14 protein-coding genes are annotated in these 13,637 nt (G+C 59.5%); 9 read left to right on the forward strand and 5 right to left on the reverse strand.

Annotated elements, in window-relative coordinates:
- Positions 1–16: 16 nt before the first annotated feature.
- The gene (gene chvE, locus G6N74_RS17895; RefSeq protein ID WP_091911137.1) at positions 17–1,084 is read right to left on the reverse strand and encodes a multiple monosaccharide ABC transporter substrate-binding protein; all 1,068 of its coding nucleotides are present in this window, start codon (positions 1,082–1,084) and stop codon (positions 17–19) included.
- A 259-nt stretch (positions 1,085–1,343) separates the two neighbouring features.
- On the opposite strand from chvE, the gene G6N74_RS17900 reads away from it, so the two are divergent.
- Positions 1,344–2,318 carry a LysR family transcriptional regulator gene (locus tag G6N74_RS17900; RefSeq protein ID WP_165119311.1) on the forward strand — a complete coding sequence of 325 codons (975 nt, stop codon included), beginning with the start codon at positions 1,344–1,346 and terminating at the stop codon, positions 2,316–2,318.
- 28 nt (positions 2,319–2,346) lie between these two features.
- On the opposite strand, the gene G6N74_RS17905 is transcribed toward G6N74_RS17900, so the two are convergent.
- On the reverse strand, positions 2,347–3,030 hold the full coding sequence (locus G6N74_RS17905; protein ID WP_165119312.1) for a FadR/GntR family transcriptional regulator: 684 nt from the start codon (positions 3,028–3,030) through the stop codon (positions 2,347–2,349).
- A 252-nt stretch (positions 3,031–3,282) separates the two neighbouring features.
- Between G6N74_RS17905 and G6N74_RS17910 the strand changes: the two genes are divergently transcribed.
- The 5 genes from G6N74_RS17910 to G6N74_RS17930 are packed head-to-tail and all read left to right on the forward strand — an operon-like array spanning position 3,283 to position 7,414.
- On the forward strand, positions 3,283–4,302 hold the full coding sequence (locus G6N74_RS17910) for an ABC transporter substrate-binding protein (protein WP_246245800.1): 1,020 nt from the start codon (positions 3,283–3,285) through the stop codon (positions 4,300–4,302).
- A gap of 10 nt (positions 4,303–4,312) precedes the next feature.
- Positions 4,313–5,146 (forward strand): ABC transporter permease, encoded by an 834-nt coding sequence (locus G6N74_RS17915; RefSeq protein WP_165119313.1) that lies wholly within the window; start codon positions 4,313–4,315, stop codon positions 5,144–5,146.
- Position 5,147: 1 nt separating this feature from the next.
- Entirely contained in the window at positions 5,148–5,948 is an 801-nt protein-coding gene (locus G6N74_RS17920; RefSeq protein WP_165119314.1) for an ABC transporter ATP-binding protein, read from the forward strand.
- Positions 5,949–5,957: 9 nt separating this feature from the next.
- On the forward strand, positions 5,958–6,710 hold the full coding sequence (locus tag G6N74_RS17925) for an ABC transporter permease (RefSeq protein ID WP_165119315.1): 753 nt from the start codon (positions 5,958–5,960) through the stop codon (positions 6,708–6,710).
- Positions 6,710–7,414 carry a fumarylacetoacetate hydrolase family protein gene (locus G6N74_RS17930; protein WP_165119316.1) on the forward strand — a complete coding sequence of 235 codons (705 nt, stop codon included), beginning with the start codon at positions 6,710–6,712 and terminating at the stop codon, positions 7,412–7,414. The genes G6N74_RS17925 and G6N74_RS17930 overlap by 1 nt, the downstream gene beginning before the upstream one ends.
- Before the next feature lie 30 nt (positions 7,415–7,444).
- Here the strand turns inward: G6N74_RS17930 and G6N74_RS17935 are convergent, their stop codons facing one another.
- Together G6N74_RS17935 and G6N74_RS17940 are read right to left on the reverse strand one after the other, a co-directional pair.
- Positions 7,445–8,227: a FadR/GntR family transcriptional regulator gene (locus G6N74_RS17935; protein ID WP_165119317.1), complete on the reverse strand. Its 783-nt coding sequence runs from the start codon at positions 8,225–8,227 to the stop codon at positions 7,445–7,447.
- 66 nt (positions 8,228–8,293) lie between these two features.
- Positions 8,294–9,190: an NAD-dependent epimerase/dehydratase family protein gene (locus tag G6N74_RS17940; RefSeq protein WP_165119318.1), complete on the reverse strand. Its 897-nt coding sequence runs from the start codon at positions 9,188–9,190 to the stop codon at positions 8,294–8,296.
- Between the two features lie 150 nt (positions 9,191–9,340).
- On the opposite strand from G6N74_RS17940, the gene G6N74_RS17945 reads away from it, so the two are divergent.
- Positions 9,341–10,267, forward strand: a complete 927-nt coding sequence (locus G6N74_RS17945; protein WP_165119319.1) for an NAD(P)-dependent oxidoreductase — start codon at positions 9,341–9,343, stop codon at positions 10,265–10,267.
- Between the two features lie 75 nt (positions 10,268–10,342).
- Here the strand turns inward: G6N74_RS17945 and G6N74_RS17950 are convergent, their stop codons facing one another.
- A complete protein-coding gene (locus G6N74_RS17950; protein WP_165119320.1) occupies positions 10,343–11,329 on the reverse strand; it encodes a substrate-binding domain-containing protein in 987 nt (328 codons plus the stop codon).
- 525 nt (positions 11,330–11,854) lie between these two features.
- Between G6N74_RS17950 and G6N74_RS17955 the strand changes: the two genes are divergently transcribed.
- Positions 11,855–12,595, forward strand: a complete 741-nt coding sequence (locus tag G6N74_RS17955) for an ATP-binding cassette domain-containing protein (RefSeq protein WP_165119321.1) — start codon at positions 11,855–11,857, stop codon at positions 12,593–12,595.
- Between the two features lie 42 nt (positions 12,596–12,637).
- Positions 12,638–13,636 carry an ABC transporter permease gene (locus G6N74_RS17960; RefSeq protein WP_165119322.1) on the forward strand — a complete coding sequence of 333 codons (999 nt, stop codon included), beginning with the start codon at positions 12,638–12,640 and terminating at the stop codon, positions 13,634–13,636.
- The last annotated feature ends 1 nt before the right edge of the window (position 13,637 follow it).

Consider the following 13,637-nt stretch of genomic DNA (forward strand, 5'->3'; position numbering starts at 1 on the left):
TCCCGGCGTTTGTCGATTACTTCAGGTCTTCAGCCTTGATGTAGCCGGAGCCGACCACGATCTGCTCGTAGTTCGACTTGTCGACCGACACCGGGACGAGCAGGTAGGACGGAACCACCTTGACGCCGTTGTTGTAGGTCTTTTCGTCGTTGATTTCGGGCTTACCGCCCGAAAGAACGGCGTCCACCAGGTTCGCGGTGACCTTTGCCAGTTCGCGCGTGTCCTTGAACACGGTCGAATACTGTTCGCCGGTGATGATTGCCTTGACCGAAGGCACCTCGGCGTCCTGGCCGGAGATGATCGGCCATGGCTGCTCGGCAGAGCCGTAGCCGACGCCACGCAGCGACGAGATGATGCCACGCGACAGGCCGTCATAGGGAGCAAGAACCGCATCGACGCGGCTGCCATCGGAGTAGTTGGCCGACAGGATGTTATCCATGCGGGCCTGCGCGACCGCTGCGTCCCAGCGCAGCGTGCCGACCTTCTCCATGCCCGTCTGGCCTGACTTGACGACGAAGTCGCCCTTGTCGATCAGCGGCTGAAGGACGCTCATGGCGCCGTCATAGAAGAAGAACGCATTGTTGTCGTCCGGCGAACCACCAAACAGTTCGATGTTGAACGGACCCTTCTTCTCCGGATAGCCGAGGCCCTTGAGGATCGATTCGGCCTGAAGCACGCCGACCTTGAAGTTGTCGAAGGTGGTGTAATAGTCGACATTGCCACTGTCGCGGATCAGGCGGTCATAGGCGACGACCTTGACGCCCTTGTCGGCGGCCTGCTGCAGCACGGCCGACAGCGTGGTGCCGTCGATCGAGGCGACAACCAGCGCCTTGGCGTCCTTGGTGACCATGTTCTCGATCTGGGCGAGCTGGTTCGGGATATCGTCTTCGGCGTATTGCAGGTCGACGGTATAGCCCTTCGACTCCAGCGCGGCCTTCAGTTCATTGCCGTCGCTGATCCAGCGCAGCGAGGACTTTGTCGGCATGGCGATGCCCACGAGGCCTTTTTCCTGCGCCGAGGCGGTATAGGTCATGGCGGCGAGGCCGAGCGCGAGCGCACCGACTAACGTCTTGATGATCTTCACTTTAATCTCTCCCTTGTGAAAATCGCAGCCGGCATTGCCGCCGGTGCGGCTCATCCCGGCCACTTAAGGCTCGGGCTGAAAACTCTGTGAAGCAAACTCCCATTTGGCCACGAGCTACGAATTCCTCCTTCGTGCAGCAAGCGACGGGCCCGAAGGTTCAGGATTTCGATATAACTGTCAAATGCAATTTCGATGGCATGATATATCAAAATCGATATACTTATGCCGTCGTAGGGATCACATAGCGGAGTAAGGGCTTATGCCAACCGGTCCGAAGCAGGGGCGTGTCCAGAACAGCTATGAGAGCGATGAAGGCCTGCTGCGAAGCGGGTTGAAGCTCCGTCATTTGCGCCTGACGGCAGCACTCGAAGAGCACGGCCAGATCAGCGCTGCGGCGCATGTCATGAATATTTCGCAGCCGGCAGCGTCGCGCATGATCGCTGAAATCGAAGCGATCCTCGGCGTCGAAATATGTGAGCGGCTGCCACGCGGCATCCGGCTGACGCCATTCGGCGAGGTTCTGGCGCGGCGCGCGCGGACAATTCTGCTTGAGATGCGCGAGGTGGACAGGGAAATTTCGGGCTTGAAGCAGGGCACGGGCGGGTCGGTTTTTCTCGGCGCCGTCACGGCTCCGGCAATCGAGCTCGCAGTGCCGGCCATCAGGAAGGTCAGGCAACGTCATCCGCGCATCGAGATCAGCGTGCAGATCGAGACCAGCGCGGTACTGGCCCGTGAACTGCTGGCGTCACGACATGATTTCATCATCGCGCGCATCCCTGACGATCTGAACCCGAGGCTGTTCGAGGCGCGTATCATAGGCGTCGAAAAGGCATGCCTGATTGCGCGCCGCGGTCATCCGCTTTCGACCGGCAAGACCATCGATCTGGATCAGCTCAGCCACTATGACTGGGTTTTCCAGCCCAGCGGCTCGCTGCTCAGGCAGACTGTGGAAGGCATTTTCGTCAGCCAGGGCGCGCCGCTGCCGGACCGCATCCTCAACACGAGCTCGCTGCTTCTGACCCTTGTGATGATCGCCCAGTCCGACGCGATCGCGCCGATCGCCATCGATGTCGCGCGCTTCGTCAACAGTCGGTCAGGGCTTGCCGGCTCCATCGACATTTTGCCCATACCCTTCGAGATCAATGTGCAGCCCTACAGCCTGATCAAGGTTCGCGACCGGACGCTCTCCCCAACTGCCGAAATGCTTTACGAGCAGATATTGCGGGAGATTTGACGGCTGCCGCCCTCGAAAGCCTGAAGCGTCAGGAATTGCGCAGATGCCGCTCTACGCTCTGCAGATGAATGCGCATTGCGGCTGCGGCGCCCGCTGTGTCGCGATGGGCGATGGCTTCCACGATCTGGTCATGCTCGGCGAAACTGTGGTGATCGTCCGGCGGGCGCACCGGGTTTTCGCGCAGCCGGCCCCACGTCACTTCCCGGCGCACGGCATTAAGCGTGTCGAGAAGACCGAGCAGAAGGCTGTTCTGCGTTGCCTCGCCGATGGTGCGATGAAGCTTGTTGTCCCACAGCTCATAATGCCGCCAACTGGGCGCCTGCCTCGTGCGGGTGACGCAATTGCGCATTTCCGCCACCAATGCAGGCGTTGCGTTGAGCGCTGCGCACCGGGCGATCTCAGGCTCGAAGGCGATGCGTGCGCCCATAACTTCGATCGGATTGGTGCGTCGTGCCATAGCGGTGACATCGGCCACCGTGTCGATGGGCCGGCTGCCGGTAAAGGTGCCCTTGCCGACATGACGCCACAACTGCCCTTCGGCCTCAAGCGCCGCCAGCGCCTTGCGCAACGCGGCGCGCCCCAGATCGAGCGTTTCGGCCAGCTCGCGTTCGGGCGGTAGCCGGCCATCGCTGGGCAACTCCATGCTTGCAAGGAATTGGCGCAGTTTCGTTGCGGCTGCCGTGTCGGCCAGAGTGACGCTCTTTCTAGGCATTTTTCAAAACCAATTACTATATTGGTTTGATATATAGCCGGCCTCCAATTGGCTGTCAATCACGTCAGTGAAGAGTTGGTCGCTGACTTTGTAAACTTATTATCTTATTGATTATATTTACCTATTATCGCTCTAAGGCAATGCAGGCAATCGATCTACGTCATGCGCCGACATCGCGACGTTGACATGCCGTGAAAAATCAATCTAGATTAATCTGTAATTGATATCGAATTGGTCTTGGAGGAGCGTTCGATGTTCAAGCTGGGAGGAGAAAACATGCACGGGTTGATCGACAAGTTTAGAAACATTACAGCCGTCTTCACGTTTGGAACTCTTTTGGTTGCCGCGCCGGTGTCTGCGCTGGCCGATCCGGTTCGGATCGCCTTCGGCGATATTGCGACGGTTGAATCACTGCATCTGCTGGTCGCCTTCGAACGCGCCAAGGAAGCCGGTGTGGACCTTCAGGTGACGTATCTCAAATCCGAAGACATTGCGGCTCAGGCCGTGGTCGGCGGGCAAGCAGACATTGGTGTCGGTGGGCCTTACTCGCTTATCCAGAAGGTCAAGGCGCCCGTCCGCATGTTCCTGCAGCTGAGCCAGTTGCGGTTCTACCCGGTGGTCAATTCAGAGTTCTACAAGGACTGGAAAGATCTGGACGGCCAGGAAATCGCCGTCCACTCGCGCGGTTCGGGCACCGAAGCGATCATGCGCCTGATGGCCGATACGCACGGCATCAAATATTCCAACTTCTCCTATGTGCCGGGTGCCGAAGTGCGTACCGGCGCTCTCCTGCAAGGCAACGTCAAGGCGACAATCGTGGACTCGTCAGGCAAGCGCATCCTTGAAGACAAGGCGCCGGGCAAATTCGTCTTCCTGCCGCTCGGCGACGTGAGCGCCACCGACGAAGCGCTGTTTGCCAACACGGCGTTCCTGGAGAAAAATCCTGAAGACGTGGCTAAGCTGGTCGAAGCCATTCTTTCGACCTGGCGCGATATTGCCGCTGATCCCAAGTCGATCGTCGCGCTGCGCGAAAAATACAATCTGCTGCCGGACGCCACCTCGGATATGGTGGCCGACATCGAACCCTATTTCACCGAGGCAGCCGCCCTCGGCCTGCCGGTGAATGGCGGTGGCGCGGACGCTGCCAAGGACGATTTCGAGTTCTACACGATCTCGGGTGCTCTCGAAGGCAAGGCCGAGGAACTCAAGGTCGAGGACTTCTGGGCGCTCGGACCGCTCGATACCGCTATCGCCAAGCTCGGCACGAAATAGGGCAGGCGGAATGTCTTCATCGCTCAAACTGATCGATGTGACCGGGGCCGACAAAGCCCCGGTCAATATCGGCCAAGCTCTCGGTCGCTTATTCGAAAAAGTGCCGGCACTATGGACGCTGGCGTCCTTGGCTCTTCTGTTCGGAGCCTGGGAGATTGCCGGGCTGGTCCCGATCAGCATCGCCTTTCCGACCTTTACCTCGACTGTCGCCGCCTTCGTGGAGATGGTTCTCGATGGTACGATGGGTCACGCATACTTCCTGACCTTGCAGCCATTGCTGCTCGGCGTTGCCGTCTCGGCGGTGCTGGGTATCGTGCTCGGCATTCTGATGGGACTGTCGCTCAAGGCCGAGTGGTTGCTGGCACCCGTCTTCATCGTGCTGCAGGCCGCGCCGATGGCAGCGCTGGTGCCGCTGGTGACGTTCATCTACGGCATCGGGCTGACGGCGAAGACATTGGCGGTCATCATGCTGGCATTGCCCGTGATCGTGCTGAATTCCTACAAGGCAGTTCGCCACGTCAATCCATCGCTGGTGGCAATGTGCCGTTCGTTTCAGGGAACGCGCCTCCAGCAGATCATGAAGATCATCATCCCTGACGCGTCTCCGGTCATTTTTGCCGGGCTGCGGCTGGGCATCGCCGCCGGCTTCATCGGCGTCATGCTGGCCGAGCTGCTGATCACGCCGACCGGCGTCGGCGACCTCATAACCTATCACCGGTCCATCGCGAACTACGCGCATATGTATGCGGCGGTGGCATCCATCATCGTCGTATCGACCGTGACGCTTGCGGCCCTGCAGTGGTTCGAGATCCGGTTCCTGCGCCCCGAAAAAAGGAAGAGGTGACATGCAGCAAGCTGCTCGCTCCACCATAAAAGCCGCCGCTACAAACGATGAGGCGATCGTTCAGGTTCGCGGGATCGACAAGACCTATGGCGACATCGAGGCGTTGCGCAACGTCGATCTGGAATTCTCACGCGGCAAACTGACCACGCTGCTCGGCCCGTCCGGCTGCGGCAAGACCACGCTGCTCAAGATCATCGCCGGCCTGGTGCCTGCGACTGCCGGCGAAATCCGGGTCAATGGCCGCGTCGTGACCGGTCCCGGCCCCGAACGCGCTTTCGTATTTCAGGATTTTGCCCTGATGCCGTGGGCGACCGTCATGCGCAACGTGGCGTTCGGCCTTGAGCTGCGCGGTGTCAACGCTGCCGAACGCAAGCGCATAGCGACCCACTATATCGAGGAAGTCGGTCTCGTCGGCTTCGAGGACAAGTATCCGCATGAGCTTTCCGGCGGCATGCGCCAGCGCGTCGGCATCGCAAGAGCTTTCTCGGTCAACGCCGACGTCCTGCTGCTCGACGAGCCGTTCTCGGCAGTTGATGAGCAGAACCGCCGCAAGTTTCAGGAAGACCTCCTGCGGCTGGTCGATCTGGAGAAGAAGACCTTTATCTTCGTCACACATTCCATCGAGGAAGCCGTCTATGTTTCCGACCGCATCGTGCTTCTGTCACCGCGTCCGGGTCGCATATCGCAGATCATAGATCCGAAAATCGACCGGAGCGCTTCGCCCGACGACATCCGCCGTGACCCAGGCTACCTCAACACCGTCGAGGAAATCTGGGACGGGCTCAGGCACTATGTGGATTGAGGCGCGGCCATGACGATTTTCGGTTTTCGCGTTCCGATGATGGCCTCGCTCATCGTATGGGCGATCCTTTGGGAGATCGTCGGTCGGCTCGACCTTATCTTCCTGATCCCGCCGATGAGTTCCATCATCGAAACCGGTGTGCATCTGGTGCAGACCAATTCCTGGCAGAACGCCTCCATCATCACTCTGCGCAGCTTTGCCATCGGCATGGCACTGGCGATCGGCATCGGCGTCCCGCTCGGCATATTGATGGGACGGTTCAAGGCGGTCGACAATCTGATGGGCTTGTGGGTCAACATGTTCGTCAGCGCGCCGCTGTCGGCACTGGTTCCGGTGCTGATGATCCTCTTCGGTCTCGGCGAAACGACCGTGGTCGTCACGGTATTTCTGTTCGCGGTCTGGATCATCGTTCTTGACGCGCGGGCAGGGGTGATGCAGGTGCCGCCTTCGCTTATCGAAATGGGCCGAAGCTATGGCGCGAATGGCTGGGTGTTGTTCAGCAAGATCATCCTTCTGTCTGCCTTGCCGGAGATATTGGCTGGCATCCGCATCGGGCTTATCCGTGGCGTCAAAGGCGTCGTCATCGGCCAGATCCTCGTCTCGATCGTCGGCTATGGCGAGCTGTTCGAACTCTTCTCCCGCAGCTTTGAAATGGAAAGCTTCTGGGCCTTGACCATCATCCTCTTCGCGGCAGCGATGCTTCTGTCCGCGCTGATCGAAACCTTCGAAAAACGCATCGAATATTACGCAGGAGCGAGATAATGAACGTGCATACAACAACCAACTATCTGTTTGCGCCGCTGGCCATACCGACGCTGCCAATCGTCGGAAGCGATGCGCTGTTTCCGGTTCACCGTATCTATTGCGTCGGGCGCAACTTTGCCGACCATGCCATCGAGATGGGCCATGATCCCAACCGCGAGCCGCCCTTCTTCTTCCAGAAGAACCCGGATACGCTTGTGCTTTCCGGCCAGGATTTCCCCTATCCTTCCCAGACCAGCGATGTGCATCACGAGATCGAACTGGTGGTGGCGCTGAACAAGGGTGGCACCAACATCCCGCTCGAAAGCGCGATGGATCACGTCTTCGGCTATGGTGTCGGTCTCGACATGACGCGCCGCGATCTGCAGGGCGAGGCCAAGAAGCTCGGGCGTCCGTGGGAGACCGGCAAGGCATTCGAGGCCTCGGCACCCTGCACGCCGCTGGTTCCGGCTTCAAAGATCGGTCACCCAACGGCCGGTGCAATCTGGATCAAGGTGAACGGTGAGCTTCGCCAGAGCGGTGATCTCAACCAGATGATCTGGAAAGTGCCGGAGATGATTTCCTATCTGTCGGGGCTGTTTACGCTTCAGGCCGGCGATCTGATCTTTGCGGGAACGCCTGCCGGCGTCGGTGCGGTGGTGCGCGGCGACGAGATGCACGGCGCTGTCGAAGGCGTGGGCGAAATCCGCACCCGCGTCGCCTGACTTTTCAGAGCGATCTAGACTGGGCAAGGACTAAGAAGGTCCTTGCCCGATGATCTCATCGGTATTCGCCAACAGTTTGCGAACCGCGCTGCGCGCCGTATTGGGCCGCTGCAAGCGAATGCTCTTCTCTATGTTCTCATGAAGTTTTTGCGCGCGTTGCAGGCTTTGCCCTTCTCGGGTGACATGCACGAAGAGGTGGTTGAGCGCGGATTCGATCAGCACGCCAAGCGGCACGAGCAGATCGTTACCTGATGCGCGCAGGATGGCTACGTGAAATCTGGTATCGGCCTGGGTTCGCTGCTGAAGCGACCCGGCGTGCTCCATATCGTGCAGCGCCTGGCTGATCTCAGCCATTTGTTCGTCGGTGCGGCGCAGCGCCGCCAAGGCGGTCGCTTCGGGCTCTATGATGTGCCGGAATTCCTGCACCGTCCTGAGAAAGACTTCGCGATCCGGCGAAGCCGCGTACCAGCTCAAAACATCGCGATCCAAGAGGTTCCAGCGATCACGGGGCTGGACCCGGCTGCCGATTTTCGGGCGTGAGCTGAGCAGGCCCTTGGCCATCAGCATCTTGATGGCTTCGCGTACCGCCGAGCGGCTGGCGTTGAACATCTCGGTCCAGTTCGCCTCGTTCGGCAGGATGGTGCCCGGCGGGTAGTCGCCACGAACGATGCGCAGCCCGATCTCGCTGGCCAGTGACGCGGGCACGCTAGATTTTGCGACGCGATCGGAGTTCGAACCGCCCTTCGGACGCGGCTTGTCCGTGATCGCAGCGCTAGCTGGCTTCCTGGCCTTTCTGGATTTCGGCTCCGCCATATTTACTCAATTGTCCTTGCAAGTTTGTGCCGCAGCACGCAGCTGGCGGGATAGATATGGTGCAGATCAACTCTGCCGCACGTATTTCCGCCAACTGTGCTGGGGCCGGAAACCGAGCAATTCCCTGACCTTGCGGTTCGCCAGCAGCGTCTCGAATTCGCCGATCTCGCGCTTCAACGGCACCCCAGGATAGAAGCGGTCGAGCAACTCCCTGGTGGGCAGGTCCGACGACGTGTCATCATTGGCCGCATTGAACACCTGATAGCCGAGACCATCCTTCTCAACCGCAAGATTGGTGATCTGGCCGAGGTCGCGTGCGTCGATATAGCTCCAGGCGATCCTTTTGCGAAAACCGGGATCGGCAAACCATTTCGGAAACAGGTCATATTCATGCGGCTCGATTACGTTGCCTATGCGCAAGGCATAGATGTCGGCACCGCTGCGCAGGGCAAAGGCGCGTGCGGTCTGCTCGTTGACGATCTTGGAGAGCGCATAGCTGTCCATCGGATCGACGTCATATTCCTCGTCGAGGGGGAAATAGCGCGGGCTACGCGGCTCGTTGGCAAAGACAAGCCCATAGGTGGTCTCGCTCGATGCTATGACGATCTTGCGGACGCCGAGCTTCACCGCCGCCTCGATCACATTGTAGGTGCCGAGCGCGTTGATGCGGAAGACTTCGTTGTCCGGCGTGATCATGATGCGGGGGATCGCGGCAAAATGAACGACGGCGTCGATGGGTTGCGGCCGCAATGATGGGTCGAACTCGTGCAGCCCGGTATAGCTCGACAGCGCATTGAAAACCTGCCCGCTGTCGGTGATGTCTGTGATGAGTGTGCGGACCTTGGGATTGTCGAGCGGCTTGGTGTCGAGATTGAGCACCTGATGGCCTTGTTCGACAAGGTACTGGACGACGTGCCGCCCGGCCTTGCCGCTGCCTCCGGTGAATATGATCCTCTTCGACATTTTGTCCTCCACATTCTGCGCGATCGGTAGATATTGTCAGACAAACACGGTTTCCGGGAGCACCACTTCGTCGCAGGCCGCGAGCATGAAGTGGAAGAACGCCGGCGATGCCAGAGCTGAATCCAACGTGCGACAAGGTAAGCAAGGAAGATGAGCATGACTGCGAACGCAAGCGAACAAATCGGTTTCATCGGCCTTGGCCTCATGGGCCACGGCATGGCGAAGAACATCGTCGAAAAGGGCTATCCGCTGACATTCCTGGGCCGCAAGAACCGTGCGCCAGCCGAGGATATGATCGCCCGTGGTGCAACCGAGGCCTCCTCGCCGACCGAGGTCGCGGCGCGCTCCACCGTTGTCTTCATATGCGTCACCGGTTCGCGGCAGGTGGAAGAGATCATTCGCGGAGCGGGCGGGCTCAAGGCCGGACTGAAGCCCGGATCGGTTGTGGTCGACTGCTCTACAGCCGATCCGGTTTCGACGATGGCGCTTGCCACTGAGCTCGCCGAGCTTGATATCGCCTATGTCGACGCGCCTTTGAGCCGTACGCCGAAGGAGGCCTGGGAAGGCACGCTGGACACGATGGTCGGCGCTTCCGACGAACTCTTTAAGCGGTTGAAGCCGGTACTGGACACATGGGCCGGGCGCGTCGTTCATATCGGCGGAACGGGCGATGGCCATCGCATGAAGCTCCTGAACAATTTCGTCTCGCTCGGCTATGCCGCGCTTTACGCCGAAGCCTTGGCGCTGGCGCAGAAAGTGGGTATTTCGCCATCGCGCTTCGACAGCGTCATACGCAACGGACGCATGGATTGCGGCTTCTACCAGACCTTCATGCGCTGGACGCTGGAAGGCGATCGTGATGCTCATAAGTTCTCCATCGCCAACGCCTTGAAGGATATGACCTATCTGGAAGCAATGGCTGAATCCGTCGGCATGGCAAATCCGCTCGGCAACGCCGCCAAGAACTCCTTTGCTGGAGCATCTGCTGCAGGCAAAGCCGACCAGTTCGTTCCAATGCTGGCTACGCATATCGGCAGCGTCAACGGTGTCGACCTGTCGCCATCAAAGCCGGCTTGAAGCAGCCTGCGTGACCACAATATCGAAGCGTCGGTTCGGGCGTCTGGAAACACAGACGCCCGAAACGGAATGGAGCTACTTCTGAATGCAGGTGTCGACCGTGTCCTTGGTGCATTCGTCGAGGCCGGTGAAAACCGGATCTTCGACCGGCTTGCCGGCAATGAGATCCATCATCACCGTCGGTGCCTTGTAACCCATCTCGAACGGACGCTGGCCGACAAGTGCCGTGACAAGGCCTTCCTTGGCAATCGCCACTTCGTCGCCGATGGTGTCGGCCGCACCGATGACGAATTCATTGCTGGCGATCTTGTCGGCCAATGGCTTGAACAGATCGCGATAGGGCTGCGGTGCCCCGAACAATGGCCAGCCGCCCATGATACCGAAGGCATCCAGGTCAGGATTTGCAGCGAGGATGTCGGTCATGGCCTGGACGCCCTTGGCGCCATCGTCATTGGTGAAGACCGGGCAGCCTGCGACTTCCGTCCAGCCGCCTTCGCCCTTCAGTTCGGTCAGGCCCTTCTGGCCGGTGAGTGTATCGCGCATACCCTGGGCGCGGCGCAGGATGTTGTCGGCGCCCGGATTGCCTTCGATCGTGCAGATCTTGCCGCCCTTCGGCTTGCCCTTCTTGATGTATTCGCCGATGCGCGCACCCATCAGGTAGTTGTCGGTGCCGAGATAGGTTTTGCGCAGTGCGGAATCTTCGGCGGCGAGATCGGCGTCGAGCGTCATGACCGGCACTGACGGATTGGCCGTCTTCAGGGTCTGGGCGATCAGCTTGGCGTTGGACGGCGAGATGGCAATCGCGGCGGTGTCCGCCTTGCCGAGCATGTCTTGCACGATCTGCGCCTCACCGGCCTCGTCCGAGGTCGATGCCGGACCGGTATAAAAACACTCATATTCCGCGTCCGCGTTTTCCTTGTTCCACTTCTGGCAGCCTTGGTTGATGGCCTCGAAGAATGGATTGTCCAGGCCTTTCACAACGATGACGAGCTGTTTCTTGGCCAGCGCCTGTCCGGCACTGAGTGCCAGAACGGCAGTTGCGAGCAGTAATGCCTTCCTCATTGGTTCCTCCCTTGAAAAAGACGGACACCGCGTGTCCGCTACTCAAAATCAAACCGGATGCCAGGCGATGCGACGATCTTTTCGAAAGCCCGCAGCACCAGGCTGAGCCGATAAGCATTTCCAGATCGTATTAAGTCTGCCGGTACGGCCGGCATCTGATTTTCTTGCAAGCTTTGCAGTCGATGGGCGATGCGCTTGATATTCAGGTGGAGCCGAGGCTTGGAAATAACGCTCGCGCCTTGCCCAAGCGACGGCGACAAGCCTTGGCATGCTCTTCCTCGTATGGTCAGCTAATAACGGCGTGCTTCGCGCGTCAACGGCTATTTGTCCTACAAATGAACTTTCTGCCTTACGCCCTTCGATTTATCAGACAATTGATTGACGCTGTGGCGCGGTTTTGCGTAAATGCACGCTATCGCCCACCTGGGAGGAGACCGGGAAAGCGAGATCGCGACGGCTCCGCGTCAAAGACCAGCCGCTTGACAGCGGTGGCGGGCCTGCAGGTTTCGGGAGGCTGGAAGGCGCGTGGCGGTTCTCGAACTGACCAACATTTCCAAACATTTCGGCGCCATCCAGGCGGTGAATGATGTTTCGTTTTCGATCGGGGCAGGCCAGGTGGTCGGCCTGATGGGCGACAACGGGGCCGGCAAGTCCACCCTGGTCAAGATGATTGCCGGAAATTTCCGGCCGAGCCACGGCACCATGCAACTGGACGGTGCCGAACTCATAATGCACAGGCCGATCGAAGCGCGACAGCATGGCATCGAGATCGTTCATCAGGATCTTGCGCTCTGCAACAACCTGACGGCAGCGGCCAATGTCTTTCTCGGACGCGAACTGCGCCGCGGCGTCGGGCCTCTGCGCGTGCTCGACTACAAGGCGATGTACAGGCGCGCCGGGGAGATATTCCGGGAGCTCAAGTCCGAGACGCGTCCGCGCGATCTTGTCAGGCAGATGTCGGGTGGCCAGAGGCAGGCGGTGGCGATTGCGCGCACCATGCTGTCGGAAGCAAAGATCGTGCTGATGGACGAGCCGACGGCGGCCATTTCGGTGCGCCAGGTGGCGGAAGTGCTGAACCTGATCCGCCACCTGCGCGACCGAGGCATCGCTGTCGTTCTGATCAGCCATCGCATGCCGGACGTATTCGACGTTGCCGACCGGGTCATCGTCATGCGGCGCGGCCGGAAAGTTGCCGACAAGCAGATCGGGGCGAGTTCGCCTGAGGAAGTGACGGGACTTATCACCGGTGCCATCGAACAGGTGTGATCGACGCTGTTCATGGGTCTCGGAAGGAAACGAAGGTCGACGATGGCTATCACCCTTGACCAGACGATTGGACAGAAGCAGCAGAGCTGGCTTGCGAAGATACTGGGCAGCCAGACTTTCTGGGTGCTGATCGCCGTCATACTGGCCTGTATCTTCCTGTCTTTCGCCACCGACTCCTTCGCTACGACGAAGAACCTTTACAATATCACCCGCAACGTCACTTTCGTCGCAATCATCGCGCTCGGCATGACGCTGGTCATCATAACCGGCGGCATCGATCTGTCCGTCGGTTCCGTGCTTTGCCTGTGCAGCATGGTGCTGGCAGTCGTCATGCATGCCGGCTACAGCATTGAGGTTGGCATCGTGGCATCGATCGGCACGGCGCTTCTGATCGGGGCATTCAACGGGATATTGATCGCCTATCTCGGCTTTCCGCCATTCGTCGTCACGCTCGGCATGCTGTCGATCGCCCGCAGCCTGGCGATGGTTGCGTCCAACAATACCGTCGTCTTCGAGTTCGGACCCGATCACGACAAACTGCTGGCACTGGGTGGCGGTGCCTGGTTTTTCGGCATCGCCAATCCTGTCCTCTACATGATCGTTCTGGCACTCATCACCGGCTTCGTGCTGCGCTGGACCAGGTTCGGCCGCTACGTTTTTGCTATCGGCGGCAACGAGCATGCCGCAACGCTTACCGGTGTTCCTGTGAAAAGGATCAAGGTTGCCGTCTACATGGTTTCAGCTCTGTCGGCAGGCATTGCCGGCATTATTCAAACGGGCTGGCTCGGCGCGGTAACCACCAATATCGGCGCCGGAATGGAACTGCAGGTCATCGCGGCCGCCGTTATCGGCGGCGCCAATCTGGCAGGGGGTGCCGGTACGGCTTTCGGCGCGCTCATCGGCGCGGCATTGATCGAGGTCATTCGCAACAGCCTTGGCCTGCTCGGCATCAACGCCTTCTGGCAGGGCACCTTCATCGGCGGTGCCATCGTGTTTGCCGTTCTGTTCGATCGCATCCGCAACTTCCGGCAGAGCGAATAGC

The organism is Mesorhizobium zhangyense (genome assembly GCF_011045115.1).
GTDB classification, from domain to species: Bacteria; Pseudomonadota; Alphaproteobacteria; order Rhizobiales; family Rhizobiaceae; genus Mesorhizobium_M; species Mesorhizobium_M zhangyense.